Here is a 24,701-nt window from a genome sequence, read left to right on the forward strand (position 1 = left end):
TTAGATATTCTGGTTGACGTACTGGAGCATCTCGTCGGTCGCCTTGATCATCTTGCTGTTGACCTCATAGGCGCGCTGCGTCTCGATCATGTCGACCAGTTCCTCGACGATGTTGACGTTCGACGTTTCCAGATAGCCCGACCGCATCAGGCCCCGGCCTTCGAGGCCTGCGACGCCGACCTGCGGCACGCCGCTGGCGGCGCTTTCGGTCAGCAGGTTGCCGCCGATGGAGGTCAGGCCCGCCGGGTTCATGAAGGTGGCGATTTCGATCTGGCCCAGGTTGCTCGGCTCGCTCTCGCCCTGAAGCGTGGCGGTGACGGTGCCGTCATTGCCGATCGCGACCGACGTCGCGCCCTGCGGCACGGTGATTTGCGGGATCAGCGGCAGGCCGTCGCTGGTGACGACGGTGCCTTCGGCGGTGACGCTGAAATTGCCGGCGCGGGTATAGGCGATGGAGCCGTCGGGCTGCTGCACCTGGAAATAGCCCGACCCTTCGATCGCGATATCCAGAACATTGTTGGTCTGGTTCAGCGTACCCTGGGTGTTTATCTTGCTGGTGCCCTGAAGCGCCACACCGGAGCCGAGGTTCAACCCGTTGGCGAACTTGTTCTCGCTGTCCGAATTGGAACCGGCCTGGATGATCTGCTGATAGGCCAGCGTCTCGAAATCGGCGCGGTCCTTCTTGAAACCGGTCGTGTTGACGTTCGCCAGGTTGTTGGCGATCACGCGCATCTTCGTGTTCTGCGCGTCGAGGCCGGTGCGGGCGACATGAAGGGCGGCGTTGCTCATCGTTCTATCTCCGTGGGGGCATCCCGAGAGATGCTCATGCGTCCATCACAGCAAGATGCGTGCCAAAATTAACCGCAAAATTAACCAGCGTCCTCAACTGTCGAGGCGCATCAGCGACGCGCCGCCATCGTCCAACTGCTTGGCGGTATCGATCATCTTCACCTGGGTTTCCCAGGCACGGCTGGCCTCGATCATCTGAATGAGGGCCTGGGTCGCATTGACGTTGGAGCCTTCCAGCGATCCCGACGTCACGGTCGCCAGCGGGTCGGACGGCAATGCGCCGCCATTCACTTCGCGGAACAGCCCGTCGGTGCCCTTGGCGATGCTGGAGCCGGCGGCGTTGACCAGTTTCAGCTTGTCGACCTGCGCCGGGTTGGCGGGGTCGCCGCCCTGCGGCACGCCCCAGATGCTGCCATCCTTGGCGATCGACACGCTGTCCATCTGGGGCAGGGTGATCGGGCCGCCTTCGCCCAGCACGGCCAGGCCGTCGCCGGTGGTCAGCAAGCCGCTGTCCGTGACCTTGAGGTCGCCGCGGCGCGTATAGGCTTCGCTGCCGTCCGCGGCTTGAACGGCGAGCAAAGCATCGCCGTTCATGGCCACGTCCAGCGTGTTGCCGGTTTCGGTCATCGCGCCTTGCGCCATGTCGGCGGCGATGACCTGTTCGGATGCCTGGGCACGGGTGTCGAACGTGTCGCCCTTGATCCAGCGCGTCTCGGCATTGGCGATTTCGGCGCGAAAGCCGACGGTGTTGACGTTCGCGAGGTTGTTCGCGACCGACGCCTGCCGCGCCATCGCGCCGCGCATCGCCGTAAGTGCCGTGTTGACGAGCCGATCCATGGGCTAAACCTTCTATGCCTTGCCTTGAGCGTTTAGGTGCGCAGGTTGACGATCGTCGTGGTCAGCGTGTTGGCCGCCTCGATCGCCTTGCTGTTCGCCTGGAAGTTGCGCTGCGCCGCGATCAGGTTGACCAGCTCGTCGGTGATGTCGACGTTGGAGCGTTCCAGGAAGCCGGAGTTGACGGCGCCGAACAGGCCGGCATTTGCAGTACCCAGCGTTGGCGAACCGCTGGCGACGGTCGACGTCCAGTGGGCATCACCTTCCTGACGCAGGCCTTCCTGGCTGTTGAAGGACGCCATGGCGACCTGACCCAGATAGACGGTCGTGCCGTCGGCATAGACCGCAGACACCAGACCTTCCTTCGATACGCCCACGCTATTGAGTTGGGCGCCGTTGGCGTCGCCGTTCAGTGTGGTGGGAATCTGGAGATCGGTCAGGTCGGCCGGGGTGGCTCCTGTCGTCGCCGTGGTCAACGTGCCAGTCTGGGCATCGACCGGGAAAACCTGGATCTTCGAACCGGTCGTATCGACTGCGAATCGGTCTTCATTGACCGAAAAAGCGCCGTTGCGGGTATAGCTCACGGTGCCGTCCTCACCCTTCACGGTGAAGAAGCCTTCGCCGGTGATGGCGAGGTCCAGCGTCTTGTCGGTGCCTTCGATCGTGCCCTGCGTAAACTGCTGGGCGACGTCCTGCACGCGCACGCCTTGCCCTGCGACCTGGTTGGTGGTCTGCATCGGCGCTGCGGCGAAAATGTCGCCGAACTGCGCCTTGCTCTTCTTGAACGCAGTCGAGCTGACGTTGGCGACGTTGTTGGAGGTGGTGGCGAGGTCGATCTGGGCGGCTTTGAGGCCCGACAGGGAGATGTAGAAGGACATGGCGTTGCTCCTTGGGTGAAAAGGATTTGGGGGTGAAAAGGATTGGGGGTGAGGGTGAAGGAAATTACATCAGGCTGATCGCGTCGGACGGGCTGTAGCTGCCGAGCGCGGTGATGAGTTTGGAGGATGATCCGTCGGCGGGCGACTGGACGGCGGCGATGGTCGCCCAGGTCGCGACCTTGCTGGTGGTTGCGCCGCTGACCTTCACCTGAAGGGCGGAGGTGGACACGGTTTCGCCCGCGTCATTCTTGCCGTCCCAATAGAAGGTCAGGTCGCCGGCGGGCTGCGCGCCGGTTTCGATCGACTTGACGACATTGCCGGCGGAATCGACCAGGTTGATGGTCGCGCCTTCCGTAGCGGCGGACAGGGTGATCTGGCCCGCATAGGTGCCGGTCGCATCGGGCGCGGCGATATTGCTTTGCACCAGCATCGACTTGCCGATCCAGCTGGCTGCATCGCCCAGCCGCGTACCGGTCAGCTCGCTCGCCATATTCTTGAGCGTCTGGTTCATTTCCGCGATGCCGGATGAATTGGTGATGGTCGCCATCTGCGACACCATCTGCGCGTTATCGACCGGTTCGAACGGGTCCTGATACTGCATCTGCGCGGTCAGCAGCGTCAGGAAGCTGGACTGGTCCATCGTCGCGCTGCCCGTGCCGACAGTCTTGGTCGGGTTATAGACCGAAAGGCCCGCGCTATCGGTGACCGTGGATGTGGTCGTCATTTGCCGATCCTTATGGTTTCCATCATCAGGGACTTGGCTGTGTTCAAGACCTGGACGTTGTTCTGATACATGCGGGCCGTCTCGATCATGTCGATCAGCTCGGCATTGCCGTCGACGGCGGCTTCCCACACATCGCCATTGGCATCGGCCAGCGGATGATTGGGGTCGTGGCGCTTGGTTGGCTCTGCGTTGGTGGTGACGACATTCTTGACCTTCACCGTCGACACGCCTGGCGTGTCGGTGACGCTTTCGAACACCGGCTTGATCGCACGATAGGCTTCACCGGCACTGGTCGTGACGTTGCCGGCATTGGCCATGTTGGATGCGGTGGCGTTCAGGCGCACCAGCTGGGCGCTCATTGCGCGGCCGGCGATGTCGAAGATGTTCATGGGCGTAGCGTTGCTCATGCTCATTCTCCCTTCAGGGCGCGGTTGATGGTGTTGATGCGGCCCTCCAGGAAGGAGAGGGTCGTGCGATATTTGACCGCATTTTCGGCGAACAGCGTCTGTTCGGTGCTCAGTTCGACCGTATTGCCGTCCAGGCTGGGCTGGAGCGGGACGCGGTAGCCCATCGTGTCATCGACCGCCTTGGACACGTCCGTCGCGCTGTTGCCGGCCTGCGTCGTGGCTTCCTTCAGCGCGGATTCGAAATCGATGTCGCGCGCCTTGTAGCCAGGCGTGGAGGCATTGGCGATGTTGGACGCGAGCAGGGACAGGCGCTGCGAACGAAGCGCCAGCGCCTTTCCGTGTATCCCGAACAGATTGTCTTCCACCGACATGGTCAAATTCGCTCTAAAAGTTTTGCGTCTCCCGCCGTTCTGACACCTGATGGCGTCTCCCCACGGGTGATCCTGTCGGAGATCAGCAAGAGCCGTGCCAATTTGCGTGGGTGACGCATCGGCAGTACGGAAATCCCCGGAAAACGGGGCGCTTGCTGGGGGAGGCGGCAAGGGCGGCAATTTTTTGCCGGCCAGCGGCAGGGCGTTGCCGTTGGTCGATAGGATGATGGGAAGCAGGCGTTCATGATCGCGATAATCGGCCATTTGTTCGATCCGTTGACGCTGGCAGCGATGCTGGCCGGGATCGCGGCGGTGGCGTCGTTCCAGAATGGCGTGGGCGCCATGGGGCGTGCCATGGGCGCGCTGCGGCCGCTGATGACCGCCGATCCTGCGCGTGACCGGGATGCCGCCCGCGCGGCCATGCTCAAGATCGATCAGGTGGCGCAACTGCGCGGCCTGTCCTGCACCGACCGGGTAAAAACCGCCAATATCTTCCTGACCGAGGCCGCGCGCAAGCTGGCCAATAGCGAACGCACCGACATATTCGAGCTATGGGCGGCGCAATCGCTGTCCGACCGGGCGCAGCGTCATGGCGCCGTCCACAAGGCCTGGCTGTCGATCGCCGACGCCGCGCCGGCGCTGGGCATGGCGGGCACGATCATCGGTCTGGTCGGGATGTTCGCCGCCATGGATGATCCGGCAAAGCTCGGCCCGTCGATGGCGCTGGCGCTGCTCACAACCTTTTACGGTGTCGTCATCGCCAACATCATCGCTGCGCCTGTCGCCGCCCGCCTTGCCGACCTGTCGGAACGGGAACTGGCCTGGCAACGTGAAGTGGCCGACCGGATGCTGGCGATCGCCCGGCGCGAAAATGCGCCACTGCGCCGCGCCGCGATCCGCGAGGTCGCATGACCGCGCCCTCAGCCACGGCATCGGCCTCCTCCGCCCGGCGCAATCGCTGGGCGATCAGCTTTGCCGATCTGCTCCTCCTCCTCCTCGCCTTCTTCGTGCTGTTGCAGGCCAGCGGACCGCGCCGCGACGCGATGCTTTCGCAGGTCAGCCAGCAATTTGGCGGCCGGGCGATGCGGCAGGGCGTGGACCTGCGCGCCGCCGACCTCTTCCTGCCCGGTGAGGCGCTGCTCAGCGAGGCTGGCCGCGTGCGTCTTTCCGCCGTGGCGCAGCGCCTTGCCAAAGCGCCGGGCGGGCTGGAAATCCGCAGCGACGGGTCCGATCGCGGGCGTCAGCGTTTCGACGACTGGGATCTGGCCGCTGCCCGCCTGGGCGCGGTCGCCCGTGCCTTGCGCATCGAGGGTATCGCGCAGGACAGGCTGCTGATCCGTGGTCTCGATCAGGGTGATGGCAAAGGCGGGCAGGGGCAGGTCATTCACGTCGCGCCCGGCCGTTAACGATAACTGGCACGAATATTGCTGAAATCCTGACAAGACCGTTCTTCCGTCAGGAGACATGCCGTGTTTCGATTTTCCGCCCTCCTCCTCGCCGCTGCCGCGCTGACCAGCGTGTCGCCTGCGCTGGCCCAGGCGCAGGGCAATCAGAAATTCGAGAATCTCGACCGCATCGATTCGCTGGTGGCGATGACCGTCGGCGCCAATCTGGGCGAGCCGGGCGGCCCTGCCGCACCGGTCGATCGCCGGCTGCGTCTCGCCGCCTGTCCGACCACGCCCAGCGTTGAAGGGCCGATCTTCGGCGCCGCCATGGTGAAGTGCGATGCCTTGAACTGGCGCATCCGCGTGCCTCTGGTCGCCGGATCGGCCGCCGCTGCGTCGGGACCGCTGCCGCGCACCGCCTCCACCTACGGCGCGACCAACCGCTATGTCCGCCCGGCGCCCGCCGCCGCGAAGGAAGCGGTCGTGCGCAAGGGCGATCCGGTGCAATTGATGGCTGGCAATGCGGCGTTCAGCGTGTCGCGCATGATGGTCGCGGACGAGGATGGCGCCATGGGCGAAACGATCCGCGTGCGTGAAGACAAGAAAAGCGCACCGATTTTTGCCCAGGTCATAGAAATGGGTGTAGTGCGCATTCCGGGATTTAATAATTTTTGAACTTGTCCGTTATAGTCAGTAGGGACGAGTGAAGGATTTTCCAATGATCAAGTCAGTGGGCCAGAATATCAGCGCCGCCATCGAGGCTTCCCGCCTGCGGGAAGGTGCCAAGACGCGCGCGACTGCCACCACCGGATCGACCACGACGGCGGGTGCCGCAGCATCGAGCAGCCCTGCCGCGCGCATGGCCGCCGAAGGGGCGCCGGTCGATATGGACCGTATCGCCGCCATCAAATCGGCCATTGCATCGGGCAATTACCCGGTCAACCCGTCCGCCATCGCCGAACGCATGATCGCGCTCGACCTGTCGGCCGCCTGATCAGGGAAACATCGTCATGCCGTTGGGTCTTGCCGTGCTGGATGATCTTTTCGACGCATTCGAGGATCTTCGTGCTGTGCTGGACGGCAATGACGCTGCCGCCATCGAACTCGCCAGCAATCGTGTCAGCCGCGCGGCCTCGTCCGTCCGCGCGATCGGCGCCTGGCGATCAGACCCGGCGGTGGTGGAGCGGCTGAGCGTCATGATGCCGCTGCTCGACAGCGCCCGTATTCGCGTAAAGCTGCTCGCCGACCATGCGCAACAGCGTCTGGCTATTCTCGCCGCTCATGGCGCGCAGACGGCGCCGCTCACTTACGGCCGCTGAACGCCTTCTTCAAAAATATTTCGACTTTCGGCTAAAGCGGCGCCTTCGGGCGCCGTTTTTCGTTGTGCGGATGAAAATCCCTTACCCGCGTTAACCAAATCTTGGCACAAACATTGCTCTAATGTCCTCGCTAGCTAGTGAGGATTTTAGTCGTGTCCGCTTTCGCAGACATATCAGCAACCGGAAGTTCGACGGGTAATCGCGTGACCAACGCGATTGCCATGGCGAGCCGCCGTACTGGTGTCGACTTTTCCTACCTGCTGGGTCAGGCCAAGATCGAATCGAGCCTGAACCCCACGGCTCGCGCGGCGACATCGTCGGCTACCGGCCTGTATCAGTTCATCGACCAGAGCTGGCTTGCCGTCATCGACAAGCATGGCAGCGAATATGGCCTTGGCTGGGCGTCCAACGCGATCCAGCAGAGCGGTGGTCGCTATTATGTGGCCGACCCGGAACTGCGCCAGCAAATCCTCGACCTGCGCAAGCATCCCGAAACCGCTTCGGTGATGGCGGCGGAACATGCCGCCGACAACAAGGCGTTTCTGGAATCGAAGCTGGGCCGCGAAGCCGAGCCGGTCGATCTCTATCTCGCCCATTTCCTGGGCGTCGGCGGCGCATCCAAATTCCTGTCGGTCCATGATCGCGCGCCCGATGCCAGCGCCGCGTCGCTCTTCCCGTCGGCGGCGCGCGCCAACCGCTCGATCTTCTACGATCGTGCAGGCAATGCCCGCAGCTTCGCCGAAATCCGCGATCGCTTCGCGTCCAAGCTGCAAAAGGGCGTCGATAGCCTGGGCGGCGACATCCAATATGCCTCCGCCGCGCTGCCTGCCGGCGCGAAGATGGTGCAGCCCGCCGACTATGTGCGGATCGAAACCCAGCGCCTCGCCGAGCAGCCTGACATCATGGTCAAGCCGCAACCGCAGACGGCGCGCCTCGCCTATCTCATGCTCGCCACCCTCGGAAGGTAATCGGCCGCAATGTCTCCTGCCCAAGTCAAAGCGAAGATCTGGATGAGCGCCGCCAAGGGCGCCGTGCTGCCGTTCGCGACGCTGATGGTCGTGCTGTTCATGATGGTGCCGGTTCCCGCCGTCATGCTGGACATCGGCTTCATCACCAACATCATGATCTCGCTCGCTGTGCTGATGGTGGCGCTTAACGCTGCCAAGCCGCTCGATTTCTCCAGCTTTCCCACCGTTCTGCTGTTCGCGACCTTGCTGCGCCTCGCGCTCAACGTCGCCTCCACCCGCGTCGTCCTGGTGTCGGGCCATGAAGGATCGGACGCGGCAGGGCAGGTGATCGAGGCGTTCGGTCACTTCCTGATCGGCGGCGACTATGTGGTGGGCATCTTCGTCTTCGCGATCCTGATGATCATCAACCTGGTCGTCATCACCAAGGGTGCGGGCCGCGTGTCCGAAGTGTCGGCCCGCTTCACCCTGGATGCCTTGCCGGGCAAGCAGATGGCGATCGACGCCGATTTGAACGCCGGCCTGATGACGCCCGAAGAAGCCAAGATCCGCCGCGCCGAAGTCGCGACGGAGGCCGACTTCTACGGTTCGATGGACGGTGCCAGCAAGTTCGTGAAGGGTGACGCCGTCGCGGGCATCCTGATCCTGGTCATCAACATCGTGGGCGGCATCATCCTGGGCGTGGTCAGCCACAAGCTGGCGATCGGCGAGGCTGCGCAGACCTATATCATCCTGGCTATCGGCGACGCGCTGGTGGCGCAGATCCCCGCGCTGCTGCTCTCGATTGCCGCCGCCTCCATCGTCACCCGCGTGAAGAGCGAGCAGGATCTGGGCAGCCAGGTCGCCGGCCAGTTCGGTTCGGGCAAGTCCTGGGTGCCGGTCGCCGCGATCCTGGGTTTCCTGGGCATCCTGCCCGGCATGCCGCACATCATCATCCTGACCGCTGCGGCCATTGCCGGCGGTATCGCCTGGCAATTGCGCAAGGCCAGCCAGAGGAAGGCCGCCGAGCCTGCACCTGTGCCGCCCGCCCCCAACCCGGCCGTCATCGAATGGGACGATGTGTCGGACGGCGCAATTCTGGGCCTCGAAATCGGCTATGGCCTCATCGGCCTGGTGGACGAACGCAAGGGTGCGCCGCTCATGGCCCGCATCACCGGCATTCGTCGCCAGCTGTCGAAGGAACTGGGTTTCGTCGTGCCGATGGTCCGCGTGAAGGACAATCTGGCGCTGGAGCCGAACCAATATCGCATCACCATCGCCGGCGTCGTCGTCGGAGAGGATGAAATCTGGCCTGAAGACCTGCTGGCGCTCGACAGTGGCGCCTTGGAGGGCACGGTCGCCGGCCGCGCAGCGAAAGATCCGACCTTCGGCCTCGACGCCGTATGGATTCCGCAGGGCAAGCGCAGCGAAGCGGTGGTCGCCGGCTATACCGTGGTCGATCCGCCGACGGTCGTCGCCACGCACCTCAATCAGCTGATCGCGATGAATGCTGCCGAAATGTTCGGCCTGGACGAGGCGCGCAAGCTGCTCGACAATCTGAAGGACGCCGCGCCGCAACTGGTCGATGGCCTGACGCCCGGCACGCTCAGCCTCACCCAGATCAGCGCACTATGCCGTGCGCTCCTGTCGGAAGGCATCGCGCTCAAGGATTTCCGTCGCATCTGCGAAGCCATGGTCGATGCCGCACGGCCCGACATGAGCCACGAGCAGCTGGTCGAAGCAGTTCGTCAGCGCATCGGCGCCCTCATCATCCAGGGACTGGTCCCGGTGAAGATGCCGCTGCCGGTCATCACGCTGGACGGCGATCTGGAAGGGTTGCTGGCGCAGGCCATGCGCGTTGCCGGCGATGCCAAGCATCCGATCGAACCGGCGCTGGCCAACCGCATCGTCGAAGCGGTGATCCACGCCGCCCGTCCGCTGATGGGTCAGGCGCGCGCCTTCGCCATCGTCACCTCGCCGGTGGCGCGCCGCGCGCTTGCCCGGCTGTTCAAGCCGCATCTGCCCGAAACGCCGATATTGTCCTTCCTCGAGATTCCCGACGGCAAGGGTGTCGAGGTGGTCGCGGTGGTCGGCAACGAACCGCGTCCCACGCCCCGCCACGATCCCGCGCCGCGCCATGAACAAACGCGCGAACGGGTCGCCTGAAAGGAGGGTTGAGCCATGTATATGAACAAGATTTCGGCTGGCGCTCACACTTATGCCAAGCCCGGCGAAAACAGCCCGGAGCGGCTCGCCCGCCAATATATGCCGCTGGTGCGCAAGATCGCCTGGCACGTCCATGGCCGCGTCTCGACCGCGATCGAGGTGGAGGATCTGCTTCAGATCGGCATGGTCGCGCTGGTGGAGGCCGCCAACAGCTTCGAGGATCGGGGCCTTGGCTTTGCCGCCTATGCGCAACTGCGCGTGCGCGGGGCGATGATCGACCATTTGCGGCGGCAGGCAACAATTTGCCGGTCGGCAATGGCCAGGCGGAAAGAAATTGCCAAGGTGCGCAACCGGCTGGAGCAAAAGCTCGGCCGCCTGCCGACTGAGGCGGAAATGTCCACGGACATGGGGCTGGAGCCGGCTGCCTATCGGGAGATCGCCGACAGCGTCGAAATGGTCCAGCACACCAGCATGGACGAAGTCTATTCCGACCAGTCCATGTGGTTCGCCGACGTCGAGGATCGCGCCGACGACATCATGGAGCGCGAGTCGCTCAAAAAGGCATTGGCCGCCTGCATCGGCGAATTGCCCCAGCGCGAGGCGATGGTGCTGCAACTCTATTTCGTCGAGGAAATGAACCTGGAGGAAATCGGCCAGACGCTGGACATCGGCGCAGCGCGCGTCTGCCAGATCAAGAAGGCCGCGCTCGACAAGCTGCGCGAGAAATTGCGGGATTGGGACGACTGATCCAACGCCTTGCTGTTCCCCGGCGAAGGCCGGGGCCCCAGTCCAACTCTATCGACAAAACAGACCTTCGCCACGCGCCGCAATTTTATTCGTCGTTGGCCGGCAGCGGCCCGACCGGCCGTCCATCCGTGGTCGGCCAGCGGAAACGCAGCGGGCGATAGCTTTGCGTGCGCCACCACGGATCGGCGACCTGAAACAGGCCCTTTTCTTCCGCTTGGCGCCCCAGATCCTTGCGGGCCGTTATAGCCGCCAGCACCGGCGCGGCGAACAGGCCGGCGACCACCGGCGACATCCAGCCCAGGCTGCCGGCCTTCACGGCCATGGCGGTAAACACCACGCCCAGCAGCAAATGCCATTTGAACAGCCAGATCGCGCTGGTGATCGCCATGCCGTCGCGATCGCGGGTCTGCCCGTTCCAACTCGCCTTCTTGCCCATCAATATGCCGAACAGGTTGATCGTCTGGGTCAGCATCGCCACCGGCGCCATCAGGATCGACAGGATGATGTCCACGATCACGCCGCGCGTCATCCGCGCCGCACCGCCAAAGCCGATGCGCCGGGCCGGGTCGGCCATGGCCCACAGGATCGCCAATATCTTTGGCCCGAAAAGCAACAGGACGGTCAGCGCCAGCAACCCGCCCGAAGGCAGCACCGCCGTGGGCGGCCAAAGCCCGCTGATCGTGCCGCCCAGCACCACCAGCATCAGCAACAACCATAAGGGCGATGTGCAATAGGCCGATGCGCCGACCAGCAGCTGAAACCGGCTGACCGGGTGCAGCCCCTTGATCTTCACCAATAACGGCACATGCTGGATATTGCCCTGACACCAGCGCCGGTCGCGGGTGAACAGGTCGGGCATGGAGGGCGGAAACTCCTCGAAGCTATCGTCGGCCGTGACCATATGCACATCCCAGCCGCGCCGGCGCAGCAGCGCTGCCTCCAGCATGTCATGGCTCAATATATGCCCGCCAAAGGGCGCGCGGCCCGGCAATTCCGGAAGGCCGCAACTCTCCGCAAAGGCGCTCACCCGCACGATGGCGTTATGGCCCCAGAACATGCCCTCCGACCCGGCCCACCAGATCATGCCGGCGGCCGATGTCGGGCCGAACAGGCGGCTGGCAAATTGCTGCCAGCGCGCGAACAAGGTGGCGGCGCCCATGACCGTGGGCACCGTCTGGATCAGGCCGACATGCGGATGCCGCTCCATGTCTGCGGCCAAGCGTGCCATGGTCTGGCCGCTGACCACGCTGTCCGCGTCCAGCACGACCATATAGTCGTACCCGCCGCCGAAGCGCTGCACCCATTCCGCGATATTGCCCGGCTTTCGACCGATATTGAGCGCCCGGCGGCGATAATGGACGGGGCGGGAGAAGGAATCGCGCATTTCCTGATAGGCGCGCCGTTCCACCTCACCGCTTTCCACATTGGAATCGGACAGAATGAAAAATTCGAACCGCTCACCGCCCATCACCTGCGCCAGCGATCGCTCCATGATCGACAGCCGGCCCAGTACGCCGAGAAAATCCTCGTTGCACACCGGCAACAAGATGGCGGTCTTGCCCTTCAGCGGCGTTGCCGGATTGAGCGGGCGTGGCGTGACGCTCCGCCCCTTGCCCACGGTCAGCAGCAGGAAGCCGATCATGGCGGTGGCAAAGCCAAAGGCGATCCAGGCGAAGAGGGGGATGAACAGGGCAAGATAGATGCCCTCCATCAGGGTGATGCCATCCAGCCCGATCGACTGGCGCATTTCATGCCCGGCCATGGCGGCAGGCAGCAGGGCGAGCAGCACGACCAGCAGCCGCCGCGCCCAGATGTCGATGTTGAGCGGGCGGCGCATGGTCAGGGTCGGCTTCGCACCGAAATCCTGCTCCGGCATTGCCAGCGGGCTTTCCGCCGGCACATGTTCAAAGGCGCGCGCCAACGGCTTGCCTTCCGCGTCGCCGTGCGGCACTTGCGCGCCTCCGTTCCCCATCATCCAAAAGACCCGTCCCGTTTGACCCAAGGTTGTGGAACCGCTGGGCAGGCCGACGGTTCCCTTTACGCACCCATCGGATAATGGACATATTCGCTAAGGGCGCGATCGCCAGACCGCAATTGCAGCCGGACATCTGCCGCTTTACCCTGTGGACGCACGACATCAAGCACCGTCCGGAACAGCCGGTCCTGTCCCAGCACCGGATAGCCCGCCTGTTTGGCGATGGTGCCGCCGCTTACATCCACCCAGATATCGGGCTTGGGATCGGCGGCCACGCCGGCAAAATCGATCACCAGCTTTTCCGCGCCCTTTTGTTCGCTATGGCCGCGCCACACATTCTGCACGATCGCCAGGCCCGCCGAAGCCGGCGCGCGCGCGGCCGACCAGTCCAGATGATAGCTGGCGTCGATCCGCGTTCCTGGCCGTGCCGCTCCGTCCGGCGTCCAATAGGCGCAGACATTGTCGGTATATTCGCTGTCGGTGGGGAAGGCGTAGAGCCGCACCTGTCCCTTGCCCCAGGGCATATTCGGCGTGGCCCAAAGGGAAGGGCGACGATCGTAGAAGACGCCGTCGTCCTGATAATGGCTGAAATCGCGATCGCGCTGCAACAGCCCGAACCCCTTTGGGCTGACTTCGGTAAAGGCACTGAAATGCGGGGCGGAAGGATTGACGATCGGTCGGACATGGGCGGTGCCATCGGCGCCTGCGATCGACAGCAAGTCATTGTCATGCACGGCCGGGCGCCAGTCGGTCCCCTGCGTCCTGTTCGCCTGATTATACCAGAACATGCTGGTCATCGGCATCAGCCCCAATTCCTGGATCGGGCGACGGGGGAAAAGCGCGGCGGTGATATCCTGCTTCACGCCGTCCGGTCCCAGGCTGCTGACGAACCGATAGGCGCCGGTGATCGACGCGCCGTCCAGCAGGGCATAGATGGTCACGCTGCTATTGCCGGTGCGCTCCAGCCAGAAATGGGTGAAGGCGGGAAATTCCTCCTTGCCCGGCAGGCTGGTGTTGATGGCGATGCCGCGGGCGGACATGCCGAACTGCTTTTGCGGGCTGGGCGCGCGAAAATAGCTGGCACCCAGGAAAGACAGCCAGTCGCCGTCGCGCTTGGCGTTCATGATGCGGAAACCGGCAAAGCCTGCATCCGGCCCCAACTTGGCAACGGCATTGTCGGCCGGCATGTCGAAAACCGTCGGATCGTAACGCAGCGGCGTCGCGCGCCCCTTTTCCACGGTGGAAATCTGGACGGGCTGGGTCGAATATTGGGACAGGGGGAAAAAGCGTATGCCGGTGTCGCCGGGCAGGTCGTTCCAGAGCGTCCGCTCTTCGCGGAATCGCGCTTCATGCTGCGCTATATAATCCACCTTCGCCGCACCGGGATGGCGCGGCACTTCCTTATAGGGCGTGCGCGACAGGCGCTGCGCCGACGCGATCAGCTTCTCCCAGGAGAAAGCGGCACCTTTTGTCTGCGCCAATAGCGTGTCGGGCAGGAGCAGGGCGGCGGCGGAGGCGGCGATCATCGCGCGCCGGTCGATCTGTGTCATGGCGTTCATCATGGACCCGGAAAACGACCGAGCCAAGACTTGTATCCATGTCGTAATGAAGAAGCCTCCGCCCGGGGGGACGGAGGCTTCTAAAATCTGACCGTTCGATCGAAGGTGCGCCCCCGGCACGGTGGGGACTGTTGATGTGCCGGGGGCACCATGGCCGGCTGGCGGTGGTCAATACCTCAGCCGACCAATCTTGTGTCGGGGTTTTAGCCGATCAGCTTCAGCACGCCCTGCTGGCTCTGGTTGGCCTGGGCCAGCATCGCGGTGGAGGCCTGGCTCAGGATCTGCTGCTTGGCGAGCGCGGTCGTTTCGGCCGAGAAGTCGGCGTCTTCGATGCGGCTGCGGGCGTCCGTCAGGTTGGTGATGTTGTTCGTCAGGTTGCTGACCGTCGATTCGAGGCGGTTCTGCACCGCACCGAGGTTGGCGCGGGTCGTCGCGATCGAAGCCAGGGCGGTGTCGAACGTGTCGAGGTCGGCCGTGGTGGCGGTGGTCGCGTCGATCGCCAGGGCGTCGGTCATCGACGTGGTCACGTCGTCCAGCGTGATATCGACGGTGTCCGAAGCGTTCGCGCCGGCCTGGATCGTCACGGTGCCGGTCGAACCGTCGAACAGCTTGGTGCCGTTGAATTCGGTGTTGGCCAGCGTGTCGGTGATCTGGGTCTGGAGCTGGGCGACTTCCGCCTGGATGTTCGCCTTGGCGTCGGTGTCGTTGGTGCCGTTCAGCGCCTGGACGGTCAGTTCACGCATACGCTGCAACATGTTGGAGACTTCGTTCAGGCCGCCTTCTGCGGTCTGCGCCAGGCTGATGCCGTCATTGGCGTTGCGCACGCCCTGGGTCATGCCGCGGATCTGGGCGGTCATGGCCGACGAGATGGCCAGGCCAGCGGCGTCGTCCTTGGCGCTGTTGATGCGCTTGCCGGTCGACAGGCGTTCCATGGCAGTGCCCAAAGCCTTGGTGGCGGCGGAAGAAGCGTTGGCGGAGCGCAGCGCTGCGGTGTTGGTTGCGATAACAGTCATGGTGTTCCCTTTCCGAGTAATATCAGGTCGCTGCCATCAGTCAGAGCGCTTGCGGCCTCGAAAGGGGATAACGGCGGGGTGCGGGAAGCTTTTAGCCCGAATGTCGATTTTTTTCGAAAAGGGCGCGAATCGGCTGGTCCGCAAAAGCACTCACACGGGCGTATCGCGCACGCGATGCGCGCGGATTAGACTTAGGTCGAAATAATTGCCGCTTTTGCCGGAAAAAACCTGCCGGTCTGCGGCAAGCGGCAGTGCGGCGTTAACTATCTGATAACCACAGAACGGGTATTTATTAACCATCGAAGGGGGTTGGGGCGTGCGGGGGCACAAACCGCCCAAAACATGGGGTCTGTTCATGTCTATGCTTGACGTGAGCCGTGGGGTCTGCGCGCTTCTTCCGGGCTTGCAGCACTGGCTTGAGAATGCCTATTACACTGTCCGTATCGTCGATTCCGCCAGCCCCCGTGAACGGGACGACCGGCGGATATTGCTGGCGACCGAAATCGGCCATGCCACGCATCGCGACATCCTGATCAACGTCGTCGACGGCGCACCGTCGCTGATCGCTGCCGCCAACGGCCTGCCGGCCCGCGTCGCCTTTGGCATTGCGGACATGGGCTTTGCCTTTGCCCTGATTGCTGAACTCGTTCGCCCGGCTTCGGTTCCCGCGGTCGGCGACAGCGGCAGCGCGCGGCTGATGACGCTGGCCGGCCGCGTCGCTCGCAGCGACGCCACCGTGCTCGTTCAGGGCGACACCGGCACCGGCAAGGAAGGCATGGCGCGCTTCCTCCACGCCCAGTCGGGTCGCACCGGCCACGACTTCATCGCCGTCAATTGCGCCGCGCTGCCCGAAACCATGATGGAAGCGATGCTGTTCGGTCATAAGAAGGGCAGCTTCACCGGCGCGTCCAACGCTTCGGAAGGCCTGTTCCTGGCCGCCGACGGCGGTACGCTCTTCCTCGACGAAATCGCCGAACTGCCGCTCTCGCTCCAGTCCAAGCTGCTGCGTGCATTGCAGGAAGGCGAAGTGCTCCCCGTCGGCGCGACCCATCCGGTGCCGGTCAATGTCCGCATCATCGCGGCCTGCAACCGCGATCTGGCGGGCGAAGTCGCCGCCGGTCGTTTCCGCGAAGATCTCTACTGGCGCCTCAACGTCATGCCGCTGGAACTGCGCCCGCTGGCCGAGCGCCCCGGCGACGTCGCCGCGATCGCCGCCGCCATGCTCCTGCGCCAGCAGGACATGGGCAAGGCCGGCTTCGTCTGGCCGACCGCCGATGCCATGGAAAAGCTCGCCACTCACAACTGGCGCGGCAACGCCCGCGAACTGGGCAACGTGCTTCAGCGCGCGCTGGTGCTGCGCGACGGCACGATGATCGAGGCGGACGACCTGCACCTGACGGGCGCGGCCCAGCCGTTGCGCATCGTCGCGCCGATCATCGCGCCGGCCTCCATCCCGGTCGAGCCGGTTCGCCTGCGCGACGTCGCCCATCACAGCAAACTCGAAGCCATCCGCATCGCCCTGCGCGAAACCGATGGTCATCGCGCCGCCGCCGCCCGCAAGCTGGGCATTTCCGAACGCACGCTTCGCTATCGACTCGCCGAAATGCGCGAGCTGGCCGCAGCATAAAGGGAGGGTTGAACCATGGCTATCAACGGCGTTTCCCCGACCGACAGCGTGATGGCGATCCGCAACGCCATCCTGCAAAAAAATGCGGCCCTGCGCGACGTCGCCTCGACCGGTACGGTCGGCGCACCCGGCGTCGGCGGCACCCAGGGCACCGCGCCCGGTGGCTTTACCGAAGCGCTCAACAGCGCGCTCCAACAGGTCAACGGCCTGCAAAATCACGCGGGCGAGGCGGCAGCCTCGTTCGAGCGTGGCGAAACCACCGACATTGCCGCCGTCATGCTGGCCAAGCAGCAGGCGTCGGTCAGCTTCGAAGCGACCCTTCAGGTCCGCAACAAACTCCTGTCCGCCTACAAGGACATTATGAGCATGCCGGTTTAAACCATGAGCGAGAACGCACTCAGCACCAATGTCGGCGCATCCGCGCCTGCTCTCCCCTCCAGCGCCGCCTTCGGAAACGGAGCCAAGGGCGTGGACGCGCTCAAGGCGCGCCTCACCGGCTTCATCAAACAACCCGCCGTGGCGAAGAGCCTGCCGCTGCTCGGCCTGATCGGCACCGTTGCGGTGGCTGGCGCGGCCTGGCTCGCGCTGCGCGAACCGCCCCAGCGCGATCTGTTCCGCGCGCTGCCCGACACCGACAAGTCGGCCGTCGCGCAGGTGCTGGACCAGAATGGCATCAAGTACGACTTCGACAATAATGGCGGCATGACCGTCGGCGAAGGCGATTATTTCAAGGCGAAGATGATGCTCGCCGCCCAGGGCCTGCCCAAGAGCGCGCCCGACGGCAACAGCATGATCGACAGCCTGCCGATGGGCGCTTCGCGCGCCGTCGAAGGCGAAAAGCTGCGCTCGGCCCGCGAAATGGACCTGGCCCGCACGATCGAGGCTATCGACAGCGTCGAAACCGCCAAGGTGCATCTGGCCGTCGAACCGCCCAGCGTCTTCCTGCGCGAACGGTCCAAGCCCTCCGCCTCGGTCATGCTGCGTCTTGCCAACGGCCGCACACTCACCGACCAGCAGGTCAGCGCCATCGTCCATCTCGTCGCCTCGTCCATCCCGGAGCTCAACCCGGACGATATCTCGGTGGTCGACCAGAATGGCCGTCTGCTCAGCGACAATGACAGCAACGCCGGCGACGATCGCCAGCTGGCGGTGCAGGGCAAGATCGAGGATCGCTATCGCCAGTCGGTGATCGCGTTGCTGACGCCGATCCTGGGTCAGGGCAATTTCTCGACCGAAGTGCATGCCGAACTGAACTTCGCGGAACGTCAGGCAACCCGCGAAACCTATCCCCAGGACGAAGCGCGCCTGCGCACCGAACAGGGCACCTGGGCGTCCGACCCGCGTGGTCAGGGCACGGGCGAAGCGTCGGGCATCCCCGGCGCGCTCAGCAACCAGGCGCCCGTCAACCCCACCGTCACCCAGACCAATCCCAATGGTCAGGCCGTGGCGCAGGGTCAGACGGCACAAGGCGCGCAGGCCGGTCAGCCCGGTACGCCGCCCAATCCGCTGATGAAGACCGAGGAAACCTTCAACCGCAGCTTCGAACTCGGCCGTGAAGTGTCGGTCACCCGCGACGCCATCGGCACCGTCAAGCGCCTGTCGGTCGCCGTCGCGCTCGACACCGCACCCGATGGCAAGGCGCGCACGCCGCAGGAAATCGCCGCATTGGAAGCGCTCGTGAAGGGTGCGGTCGGCTTCGACCAGACCCGCGGCGACGTGGTGGCCCTGTCCTCGCGCAGCTTCCTCAAGACGGAAGACGCCGTCGCCCCTTGGTATGAAGCCGACTGGGTATCGCCGCTGGTGCGCAACGTGTCGGCCCTGCTGGTCGCGCTGCTGGTCATCTTCGGCATCGGCCGCCCGCTGCTCAAGCGCCGCGCCGCGCCGCAGGACGCGCTGGCCGCGCCGACTCCGGAAGAAGGCCAGCGCATCGGCCGCGAAATATCGACCGAAATCACCAAGCAGGCCGCCGTCATCACGCCGGAAGGCGGGGAGCCCAAGGTCACGCTCGACATGATTTCCTCCACTTACGACTATGCCCAGCGCGCCGACCTGATCCGCAACTTCGTGAAGCAGGATCCCGATCGTGCCGCCCTGGTCGTCCGCGACCTGCTGAAGGAGGCTAAGAAGGAAAATGCCTGAGATCGTCCCCGGTCGCCCCGAAGCGCTGAAAGGCAGCGCCGCCGCCGCCGTCCTCCTGATGCTGTTCGATGAGGATGAAGCCGCCCAGATACTGTCCCGCCTGGAACCCGAAGAAGTGCGTCAGCTCGGCTATGCCATGTATGACGTGCAGGATGTCGATCCGGAGGAAGTGAACGAAGCGCTCGACCATTTCGTCACCAAGGCCAAGAAGCGCACCACCATCGGCTATGGCGCCACCCGCCATATCCGTGGCGCGATGACCAAGGCGTTGGGCGAAGAGCGCGCGGAAACCATCCTGGCCCGCATCACCCCGCCGACCCGCTCTACCCAGCTGGAAATGCTGAAATGGATGGACGCCAAGGAAATCGGCACCCTGATCGAAGCGGAACATCCGCAGATCATGGCGATCGTGCTCGCCCATCTGGAGGCGCCCGTCGCCGCCGACGTGCTGCAATTGCTGCCGGTCGAATATCAGGAAGAGATCGTCTATCGCATCGCCACGCTCGGCCCGGTGTCGAACGAGGCGCTGGAGGATCTGGAGCAGTTGCTGCTGCGCGGTCCGGTGAACAAGCAGGGCGCGGCGTCGCAACGCGGCGGCACGGTCGAAGCGGCCGCGATCATGAACAATGTCCGCAAGGACAATGAACAGCGGATCATGAAGGCCGTCGCCAAGCGCGACAAGATGATCGCCCAGACGATCGAGGAGGAGATGTTCGTCTTCGACAACCTCATCGACATGGATGACAAGAATCTGGGCACGCTGATGCGCACCGTCGACAGCCAGGTGCTGGTCGTGGCCTTGAAGGGCGCGAACGACATGCTCAAGGCCAAGATCTTCAGCTGCATGTCCGCCCGCGCCGCGCAGGCGATCGCCGACGAGATCGAGGAACGCGGACCCATCCGCCTTGCCGAAGTGATCGACGCGCAGAAGCTCATCATCGCAACCGCGCGCCGCATGGCCGACGCCGGCACCATCATGCTCGGCGGGAAGGGCAACGACTTTGTCTGAAGCATTTTCAAGTCGGCATTTTGCCGACGACGCGGAAAATGCGCCCACCGGAAGGATTTGGGGTGCTCAGGCCGTTCAGGACGCTGCGCCCGTCGCGGTCGCTGGCTTCCGCCCGGCCGGCGGCGGCTTCCGCACGCTGTATGCCTCGCCCGAAACGCCGATCGCGGCGACGATGCGCAATGGCGTGTTCGAACCGGAACCGGAAATCGACTTGCTGGAAGAAGCCCGGATGGAGGCCTTTACCCAGGGTTTCGACGAAGGCTGCCGCGTCACCGCCGAAGCCCATGGCGAGGAAGCGGACGCGCGCGCCCGCCTCACCGAAGCGCTGGAGATGCTGGCGCCTGCGCCCAGCGGCATGCTCTCCACCATGCTTTCCGCCACGGTCGTCCGTCTCGTCGAACAGATTGTCGGAGAGGTGGAAATCGATATCGAACGCCTCGTCCAGCGCTGCGACACCGTCGCCGCCTTTATCGAGGATAATGAGGGCAAGAACGCACTTCACCTCCATCCCGAAGACATCAGCCTGCTGGAAGGGGAGGCGATCGGCGTCAAGCTGGTGGGCGACAGGAGCATGCACCGTGGGTGCGTGCGCCTCGAAACCAGCGAAGGCTGGGTCGAGGATGGCCCGGACGTTCGCCTGTCGCGCCTGCGTGCGTTGATGGACGATATGGAAGGCAAGCCATGATCCGTGCACAGATCGCCCAGGCCGAAACCCTGTTCGACCATTTGCAGGTGCAAAATCGCGCGCCGCGCCATGTCGGCCGTCTGGTCAGTCATGATGCGGGCATGCTGGAAGTCACCGGTTTCCGCCGTCCGATCGGATCGGGTGCGCGCGTGCTGGCCAGCGACGGCTCGGTCTGTCGCGCCGAAGTCGTCGGCTTTCGCGGCGACCGCGCGCTGCTGGTGCCGCTCGACGCGGACGCGCCGCTGGAAAACGGCATCCGCGTCGAACCGGACAGCCAGGCGAATATGGTGCAGGTAGGCGATGGCCTTGTCGGTCGCGTCATCGACGCCATGGGCCAGCCGCTCGATCGCAAGGGGCCGATCATCGCGGGCGGCGTCTGGCCGTTAAATGGCGTGAAGGGCAATGTCCTCGATCGCGGCCGTGTTACCGAAGCCTTCGACCTTGGCGTCCGTGCCGTCAATGCGTTGCTCACCGCAGGGCGCGGCCAGCGCATCGCCATCATCGCCGGTTCGGGCGTCGGTAAATCGGTGCTGATGGGTCAGATGATCGCCGGCGCCGAAGCAGATGTTGTCGTCGTCGGCCTGATCGGCGAACGCGGTCGCGAAGTGAGCGACTTCCTGGAAACCAAGCTCAAGCACACGATGGGCAAGAGCGTCGTCGTCGCCGTGCCCGCTGACCATCCGCCGGTGCTGCGCCTGCGTGCCGCCGCCCGCGCGACCGCCATCGCCGAATATTTCCGCGCCCGTGGCAAGAAGGTGCTGCTGCTGATCGACAGCCTCACGCGCTGCGCCCATGCCCAGCGTGAAATCGGTCTGGCGCTGGGCGAACCGCCCGCGATGAAGGGCTATCCGCCCTCGGCCCTCGCGCTTATCCCCCGCTTGGTGGAGCGCGCCGGCGTCGATGCCCGCACTGGCGGCTCGATCACCGCGCTCTACACCGTCCTGGCCGATGGTGACGATACCGACGATCCGATCGTCGACGCCGCCCGCGCCATCGTGGACGGTCATTTCGTCCTGTCGCGCCAGTTGTCCGAACAGGCGATCTTTCCCGCCATCGACATCGGCAAGTCGCTCTCGCGCGTCATGGCCGATGTCGTGCCGAACGAGCATCGCATGGCTGCCGCCGTCTATCGCCGCCTCTGGGCGGCCTATGAGGAAAATCGCGACCTCATCCTGATGGGCGCTTATCGCCCCGGCAATGATCCCGTCATCGACGAAGCCGTCCGTCGCCGTCAGGAAATCCTCGACTTCATCCGACAGGACCAGAAAAGCCGCATCGACCTCGACACCAGCGCCAACGCGCTGATCGCCGGGTTCGGCGCATGAAGGGGCTGGTCGGCCGCCGCCAGCGCGTGTTGCGCGTGCGCCATGTCCAGCATGCCATGGCCGTGGCCGAAACCGCGCGCGCCCGCGACGAAGCCAATGCGCTCGCCCATAATATCGATCGCCTGAACAAGGTTCGCAGCGAATTGTTCGAGACGGAGGGCATGGCGAGTGGTGCGTCCTTCGCGGCGATGCAGGAACTCGCCACCCGCCTCGAACAGGCCGGTCGTCAACTCGACGGCGCACTTTATGATGCGAAGCGCAATGTCGAGGCGAAAGAAGGCATGACTCTTGCAGCGAACCGCGAGAAGGAAATCGCCATCCGCCTCAAGGACCGCGCCCGCGCGAACCTGGAGGAGTGGCGGGAGAATAAGCTGGCGGCCTTGCCGCGCTATCGCCGCATGCAGCGGACGGGGGACGTTTGACGATGACGATGCTGACCAGCCTCAAGGCGCTATTGTTCCCGACCCCCGCGCAAGCCGGCGTGAAGGGGGACGCCGTGCCGGCCGAAGGCAGCGCCGACTTCGTGCAATTGCTGAACACCCTTGGTGCAACAGCGCCCGCTGCCGCGCAACCAACCGCGGTTGCACCTAATGTCACGGTTGACACAGACGGTGAAGAATCACAAAATAACATTGAATATCAAGATTTTAATCTAAAAACATGGCACCCGGCTCTCGCCAGCGCGACGCCTTCGACACCCTCTCTCGCGCCCTCGCCAGATACTCAGAAACCATATTCACCTGTCCAACTCGCTGTCGCACTACCCGACTCCGAAACACTCCCAGCCGCCGCCATATCCGCTCCGGCCCCGCTGGTTTCTGCCGCTGCAACGGATGTTGTCGAGCCGGGCGATTTCGTCCTGGCTGACGACATCCCTGCTGAACAGGTGCCTGCTGCTGCGGGCAAGGTGGAAGCTGCCATTCCCTCTCCCGAACAGCCGCAATGGGATGAGGCTGCCGCATCGTCGCCTGCTCTGGCACCGGTCGCGCCCGCCGCCGTTGAGCAGCGATCTGCGCCATTGCCAGTCACGCTGCATCAGGTTCGTCCGCACGAAGCTGCGCCGTTGGATATCCTCGTGCAATCGCCTTCGCCTGAGACGACCTACGTGCCGGAAGCTGCCATTCCCTCTCCCGAACGGCCGCAATGGGATGAGGCTGCCCCATCGTCGCCCGCTCTCGCACCGGTCGCGCCCGCCGCCGTGGAGCAGCAACCTGCGCCATCGCCGGCCAAGCTCCGTCATGTCCGTCCGCACGAAGCTGCGCCGCTGGACATCCTCGTGCAATCGCCGTCCGCCGAGACGGGCGGTGCATCGGAACCTGGTGCTCTTTCTACCGATGACGCCAAGCTCGTCGTGCAGGACGATAGTCAGATGTCGGTTCAGCCGACCGTCACTGTCATGGCACCGGACGTGGCGCCCATCGCCGTGTCACCTGCAACGATACCCACAGAAACCACCAAGGTGGCCGCCACGCTCGATGCTGCCCCCGACACGTCGGACGCCAGCGTCAGCATCGCTTCGCCGTCCTTGTCGAATACGCCCGCATTGCCAACTCCCGCAACACCTATGGGCTCGTTCATCGCGTCAAACTACGCGGCACCTGCGCCTGCCGAGGCTGCGCCGCTGTCACCCGTTGCTGAAGCTCCGGACGCAAGCGCCCCGTCGCCGCGATCTGCGAATTCAGTTACGGTCTCCGTCGATCTGCCCGTGACGCAGCCGTCCATTGGTAAGCCTGCACCCGATGCTGCGCGCGCGACCAGCGAGACCGCGCCGGCAATGGCAATGCAGGCGGCCAGCCCCTTACCCACCACAGCCTCCGCCCCGGCCGTTGAGGCTGCTGCGGCATCGCCCGTCGCGGTCGCGGCTGCGCCCATGACGGAGACTGTCGAGACCGCAGCCGCAATAGCCGCGCCTGCCGCGTCGGAACCGGCCGAGGTCGTGGATCAGCCTCTCGATCTCGCACAGGATGCCACCCCCACAGCCCCCGCCAAGCCGCGCGCGGAGGCGGTTTCCCTGCTCCAATTGGTCCGTGACCATATGAGCCCGCGTGCGCCGCGCCGGACCGAAACCGCGACGCCCGTCAGCGATGCTACACCTGCTGCTGCGACCGTGAATCTGTCGACGGCCGTGAACGACAGCGCCACGCCGTTGATGCCGGTGGTGCAGTCCACCGCGCAGCCGCTTGCGACCGTCGCCCCGGCAATCCCGACAGTCGATCTATCCGCCAGCCTGGGTGCGCAGCTGGTCGACATGGGTGTGTCGGGCCAATGGATTGACGGGCTGGCCCGCGATATTGCCAGCCTGTCGGCCAATGGCGCACAGGGGCGGTTCCAGATCAACGCGACCGAACTTGGTCCGGTTGAGGTCAATATTCGCCAGGGTGACGATGGCGCCGCCATCAGCCTGACCGTGGCGAGTGAAGCGGCCGAGCAGGCGTTGCGGCAGGATGGCGACCGCCTCAAACTTGACGCCAGCCTGTCCGCGATACGGATCAGCGAGGTGAAGATCGAACGCGCGCCCCATGTCGTGGAGGCCTCCCGCGCCGAAGGTTCGACCAACCAGAACACAGCGCAGCAGCAGTCCGGCGGCGGCAACCAGAATCCGGGTCAGGCGGCCGGCCAGAATATGGGCCAGTCCTCTGCGCAGTCGCATATGCAGGGCCGCGGGCAGCAGCGAGAAAATATCGCCTTCGGGCATAAAGCAGGGAATGACGGAGCCGTTCTTAACCATATGGACGCCGGCGATACCGCAGGCGGAGCCGCGCGCGCGCGTTATGCGTGACCAGCTTTAAGCCCAGGGGACAAGAC

General features: G+C 64.5%; 26 protein-coding genes. 16 read left to right on the plus strand and 10 right to left on the minus strand.

All coding sequences use genetic code 11. From position 1 onward, the window contains the following. The 6 genes from flgG to flgB all read right to left on the minus strand — a co-directional run bounded on the left by flgG (nucleotide 1) and on the right by flgB (nucleotide 4,003). On the minus strand, nucleotides 1-789 hold the full coding sequence (flgG, locus tag AC07UX_RS00255; protein WP_184267246.1) for a flagellar basal-body rod protein FlgG: 789 nt from the start codon (nucleotides 787-789) through the stop codon (nucleotides 1-3). Between the two features lie 93 nt (nucleotides 790-882). Further along, nucleotides 883-1,626 carry a flagellar basal body rod protein FlgF gene (locus AC07UX_RS00260; protein WP_495190044.1) on the minus strand — a complete coding sequence of 248 codons (744 nt, stop codon included), beginning with the start codon at nucleotides 1,624-1,626 and terminating at the stop codon, nucleotides 883-885. A 32-nt stretch (nucleotides 1,627-1,658) separates the two neighbouring features. Further along, nucleotides 1,659-2,501 carry a flagellar hook-basal body complex protein gene (locus tag AC07UX_RS00265; protein ID WP_495190045.1) on the minus strand — a complete coding sequence of 281 codons (843 nt, stop codon included), beginning with the start codon at nucleotides 2,499-2,501 and terminating at the stop codon, nucleotides 1,659-1,661. 64 nt (nucleotides 2,502-2,565) lie between these two features. Further along, nucleotides 2,566-3,225 carry a flagellar hook assembly protein FlgD gene (locus AC07UX_RS00270; protein WP_495190046.1) on the minus strand — a complete coding sequence of 220 codons (660 nt, stop codon included), beginning with the start codon at nucleotides 3,223-3,225 and terminating at the stop codon, nucleotides 2,566-2,568. Continuing rightward, complete coding sequence (gene flgC, locus AC07UX_RS00275; RefSeq protein WP_495190047.1) at nucleotides 3,222-3,632, minus strand: flagellar basal body rod protein FlgC; 411 nt, start codon at nucleotides 3,630-3,632, stop codon at nucleotides 3,222-3,224. Before flgC ends, AC07UX_RS00270 begins: the two co-directional genes overlap by 4 nt. A 2-nt stretch (nucleotides 3,633-3,634) precedes the next feature. Continuing rightward, a complete protein-coding gene (gene flgB / locus AC07UX_RS00280; RefSeq protein WP_495191736.1) occupies nucleotides 3,635-4,003 on the minus strand; it encodes a flagellar basal body rod protein FlgB in 369 nt (122 codons plus the stop codon). A 243-nt stretch (nucleotides 4,004-4,246) separates the two neighbouring features. On the opposite strand from flgB, the gene AC07UX_RS00285 reads away from it, so the two are divergent. The 8 genes from AC07UX_RS00285 (at nucleotide 4,247) to AC07UX_RS00320 (ending at nucleotide 10,564) form a co-directional block, all read left to right on the plus strand. Next, nucleotides 4,247-4,915, plus strand: a complete 669-nt coding sequence (locus tag AC07UX_RS00285; RefSeq protein WP_495190048.1) for a MotA/TolQ/ExbB proton channel family protein — start codon at nucleotides 4,247-4,249, stop codon at nucleotides 4,913-4,915. Then, nucleotides 4,912-5,409, plus strand: a complete 498-nt coding sequence (locus tag AC07UX_RS00290) for a flagellar motor protein MotB (RefSeq protein WP_495190049.1) — start codon at nucleotides 4,912-4,914, stop codon at nucleotides 5,407-5,409. The genes AC07UX_RS00285 and AC07UX_RS00290 overlap by 4 nt, the downstream gene beginning before the upstream one ends. Before the next feature lie 63 nt (nucleotides 5,410-5,472). Then, nucleotides 5,473-6,063, plus strand: a complete 591-nt coding sequence (locus AC07UX_RS00295) for a flagella basal body P-ring formation protein FlgA (RefSeq protein WP_495190050.1) — start codon at nucleotides 5,473-5,475, stop codon at nucleotides 6,061-6,063. Between the two features lie 43 nt (nucleotides 6,064-6,106). Then, on the plus strand, nucleotides 6,107-6,382 hold the full coding sequence (flgM, locus tag AC07UX_RS00300; protein ID WP_495190051.1) for a flagellar biosynthesis anti-sigma factor FlgM: 276 nt from the start codon (nucleotides 6,107-6,109) through the stop codon (nucleotides 6,380-6,382). A 16-nt stretch (nucleotides 6,383-6,398) separates the two neighbouring features. Next, nucleotides 6,399-6,707: a hypothetical protein gene (locus AC07UX_RS00305; protein ID WP_495190052.1), complete on the plus strand. Its 309-nt coding sequence runs from the start codon at nucleotides 6,399-6,401 to the stop codon at nucleotides 6,705-6,707. Between the two features lie 152 nt (nucleotides 6,708-6,859). Further along, nucleotides 6,860-7,675 carry a lysozyme family protein gene (locus tag AC07UX_RS00310; RefSeq protein WP_495190053.1) on the plus strand — a complete coding sequence of 272 codons (816 nt, stop codon included), beginning with the start codon at nucleotides 6,860-6,862 and terminating at the stop codon, nucleotides 7,673-7,675. Nucleotides 7,676-7,684: 9 nt separating this feature from the next. Beyond that, the gene (flhA, locus tag AC07UX_RS00315; RefSeq protein ID WP_495190054.1) at nucleotides 7,685-9,817 is read left to right on the plus strand and encodes a flagellar biosynthesis protein FlhA; all 2,133 of its coding nucleotides are present in this window, start codon (nucleotides 7,685-7,687) and stop codon (nucleotides 9,815-9,817) included. A 15-nt stretch (nucleotides 9,818-9,832) separates the two neighbouring features. After that, entirely contained in the window at nucleotides 9,833-10,564 is a 732-nt protein-coding gene (locus tag AC07UX_RS00320; RefSeq protein ID WP_495190055.1) for a sigma-70 family RNA polymerase sigma factor, read from the plus strand. An 85-nt stretch (nucleotides 10,565-10,649) separates the two neighbouring features. Here AC07UX_RS00320 and mdoH read toward each other — a convergent pair whose 3' ends face one another. From mdoH to AC07UX_RS00340, 4 genes are all read right to left on the minus strand, one after another. Then, nucleotides 10,650-12,539, minus strand: a complete 1,890-nt coding sequence (gene mdoH / locus AC07UX_RS00325) for a glucans biosynthesis glucosyltransferase MdoH (RefSeq protein ID WP_495190056.1) — start codon at nucleotides 12,537-12,539, stop codon at nucleotides 10,650-10,652. A gap of 62 nt (nucleotides 12,540-12,601) precedes the next feature. After that, complete coding sequence (locus AC07UX_RS00330) at nucleotides 12,602-14,089, minus strand: OpgD/OpgG family glucan biosynthesis protein (protein WP_495190057.1); 1,488 nt, start codon at nucleotides 14,087-14,089, stop codon at nucleotides 12,602-12,604. A 212-nt stretch (nucleotides 14,090-14,301) separates the two neighbouring features. Further along, nucleotides 14,302-15,111 (minus strand): flagellin N-terminal helical domain-containing protein, encoded by an 810-nt coding sequence (locus AC07UX_RS00335; RefSeq protein WP_495190058.1) that lies wholly within the window; start codon nucleotides 15,109-15,111, stop codon nucleotides 14,302-14,304. A 150-nt stretch (nucleotides 15,112-15,261) separates the two neighbouring features. Further along, entirely contained in the window at nucleotides 15,262-15,411 is a 150-nt protein-coding gene (locus tag AC07UX_RS00340) for a hypothetical protein (RefSeq protein WP_495190059.1), read from the minus strand. A 55-nt stretch (nucleotides 15,412-15,466) separates the two neighbouring features. Between AC07UX_RS00340 and AC07UX_RS00345 the strand changes: the two genes are divergently transcribed. From AC07UX_RS00345 to AC07UX_RS00380, 8 genes are all read left to right on the plus strand, one after another. After that, the gene (locus AC07UX_RS00345) at nucleotides 15,467-16,738 is read left to right on the plus strand and encodes a sigma-54 interaction domain-containing protein (RefSeq protein ID WP_495190060.1); all 1,272 of its coding nucleotides are present in this window, start codon (nucleotides 15,467-15,469) and stop codon (nucleotides 16,736-16,738) included. 21 nt (nucleotides 16,739-16,759) lie between these two features. After that, nucleotides 16,760-17,116 (plus strand): flagellar hook-basal body complex protein FliE, encoded by a 357-nt coding sequence (gene fliE / locus AC07UX_RS00350; protein WP_495191737.1) that lies wholly within the window; start codon nucleotides 16,760-16,762, stop codon nucleotides 17,114-17,116. A 3-nt stretch (nucleotides 17,117-17,119) separates the two neighbouring features. Beyond that, nucleotides 17,120-18,877, plus strand: coding sequence for a flagellar basal-body MS-ring/collar protein FliF (gene fliF, locus AC07UX_RS00355; protein WP_495190061.1), 1,758 nt, complete (start codon nucleotides 17,120-17,122; stop codon nucleotides 18,875-18,877). Next, nucleotides 18,870-19,886: a flagellar motor switch protein FliG gene (gene fliG / locus AC07UX_RS00360; RefSeq protein WP_120251857.1), complete on the plus strand. Its 1,017-nt coding sequence runs from the start codon at nucleotides 18,870-18,872 to the stop codon at nucleotides 19,884-19,886. The genes fliF and fliG overlap by 8 nt, the downstream gene beginning before the upstream one ends. 55 nt (nucleotides 19,887-19,941) lie before the next feature. Next, entirely contained in the window at nucleotides 19,942-20,571 is a 630-nt protein-coding gene (locus tag AC07UX_RS00365; RefSeq protein ID WP_495191738.1) for a FliH/SctL family protein, read from the plus strand. Beyond that, nucleotides 20,568-21,896 carry a FliI/YscN family ATPase gene (locus tag AC07UX_RS00370; RefSeq protein WP_495190062.1) on the plus strand — a complete coding sequence of 443 codons (1,329 nt, stop codon included), beginning with the start codon at nucleotides 20,568-20,570 and terminating at the stop codon, nucleotides 21,894-21,896. The genes AC07UX_RS00365 and AC07UX_RS00370 overlap by 4 nt, the downstream gene beginning before the upstream one ends. Next, a complete protein-coding gene (locus tag AC07UX_RS00375; RefSeq protein WP_495190063.1) occupies nucleotides 21,893-22,318 on the plus strand; it encodes a hypothetical protein in 426 nt (141 codons plus the stop codon). Before AC07UX_RS00370 ends, AC07UX_RS00375 begins: the two co-directional genes overlap by 4 nt. A gap of 464 nt (nucleotides 22,319-22,782) precedes the next feature. Further along, entirely contained in the window at nucleotides 22,783-24,675 is a 1,893-nt protein-coding gene (locus AC07UX_RS00380) for a flagellar hook-length control protein FliK (protein WP_495190064.1), read from the plus strand. The last annotated feature ends 26 nt before the right edge of the window (nucleotides 24,676-24,701 follow it).

Source organism: Sphingobium sp. GW821-FHT02B05 (genome assembly GCF_059421905.1).

Excerpts from the sequence above, each read along its gene's own strand:
- AC07UX_RS00270 (WP_495190046.1), bottom strand. The coding sequence starts at position 3,225 with ATGACGACCACATCCACGGTCACCGATAGCGCGGGCCTTTCGGTCTAT.
- AC07UX_RS00265 (WP_495190045.1), bottom strand. The coding sequence starts at position 2,501 with ATGTCCTTCTACATCTCCCTGTCGGGCCTCAAAGCCGCCCAGATCGAC.
- fliF (WP_495190061.1), top strand. The coding sequence starts at position 17,120 with ATGAGCGAGAACGCACTCAGCACCAATGTCGGCGCATCCGCGCCTGCT.
- flgM (WP_495190051.1), top strand. The coding sequence starts at position 6,107 with ATGATCAAGTCAGTGGGCCAGAATATCAGCGCCGCCATCGAGGCTTCC.
- flhA (WP_495190054.1), top strand. The coding sequence starts at position 7,685 with ATGTCTCCTGCCCAAGTCAAAGCGAAGATCTGGATGAGCGCCGCCAAG.
- AC07UX_RS00375 (WP_495190063.1), top strand. The coding sequence starts at position 21,893 with ATGAAGGGGCTGGTCGGCCGCCGCCAGCGCGTGTTGCGCGTGCGCCAT.
- AC07UX_RS00340 (WP_495190059.1), bottom strand. The coding sequence starts at position 15,411 with ATGGTTAATAAATACCCGTTCTGTGGTTATCAGATAGTTAACGCCGCA.
- AC07UX_RS00370 (WP_495190062.1), top strand. The coding sequence starts at position 20,568 with ATGATCCGTGCACAGATCGCCCAGGCCGAAACCCTGTTCGACCATTTG.
- AC07UX_RS00330 (WP_495190057.1), bottom strand. The coding sequence starts at position 14,089 with ATGACACAGATCGACCGGCGCGCGATGATCGCCGCCTCCGCCGCCGCC.
- flgC (WP_495190047.1), bottom strand. The coding sequence starts at position 3,632 with ATGAGCAACGCTACGCCCATGAACATCTTCGACATCGCCGGCCGCGCA.
- AC07UX_RS00335 (WP_495190058.1), bottom strand. The coding sequence starts at position 15,111 with ATGACTGTTATCGCAACCAACACCGCAGCGCTGCGCTCCGCCAACGCT.
- AC07UX_RS00285 (WP_495190048.1), top strand. The coding sequence starts at position 4,247 with ATGATCGCGATAATCGGCCATTTGTTCGATCCGTTGACGCTGGCAGCG.
- AC07UX_RS00260 (WP_495190044.1), bottom strand. The coding sequence starts at position 1,626 with ATGGATCGGCTCGTCAACACGGCACTTACGGCGATGCGCGGCGCGATG.
- AC07UX_RS00345 (WP_495190060.1), top strand. The coding sequence starts at position 15,467 with ATGTCTATGCTTGACGTGAGCCGTGGGGTCTGCGCGCTTCTTCCGGGC.
- flgG (WP_184267246.1), bottom strand. The coding sequence starts at position 789 with ATGAGCAACGCCGCCCTTCATGTCGCCCGCACCGGCCTCGACGCGCAG.
- fliG (WP_120251857.1), top strand. The coding sequence starts at position 18,870 with ATGCCTGAGATCGTCCCCGGTCGCCCCGAAGCGCTGAAAGGCAGCGCC.
- flgB (WP_495191736.1), bottom strand. The coding sequence starts at position 4,003 with ATGTCGGTGGAAGACAATCTGTTCGGGATACACGGAAAGGCGCTGGCG.
- AC07UX_RS00320 (WP_495190055.1), top strand. The coding sequence starts at position 9,833 with ATGTATATGAACAAGATTTCGGCTGGCGCTCACACTTATGCCAAGCCC.
- mdoH (WP_495190056.1), bottom strand. The coding sequence starts at position 12,539 with ATGATGGGGAACGGAGGCGCGCAAGTGCCGCACGGCGACGCGGAAGGC.
- AC07UX_RS00290 (WP_495190049.1), top strand. The coding sequence starts at position 4,912 with ATGACCGCGCCCTCAGCCACGGCATCGGCCTCCTCCGCCCGGCGCAAT.
- AC07UX_RS00305 (WP_495190052.1), top strand. The coding sequence starts at position 6,399 with ATGCCGTTGGGTCTTGCCGTGCTGGATGATCTTTTCGACGCATTCGAG.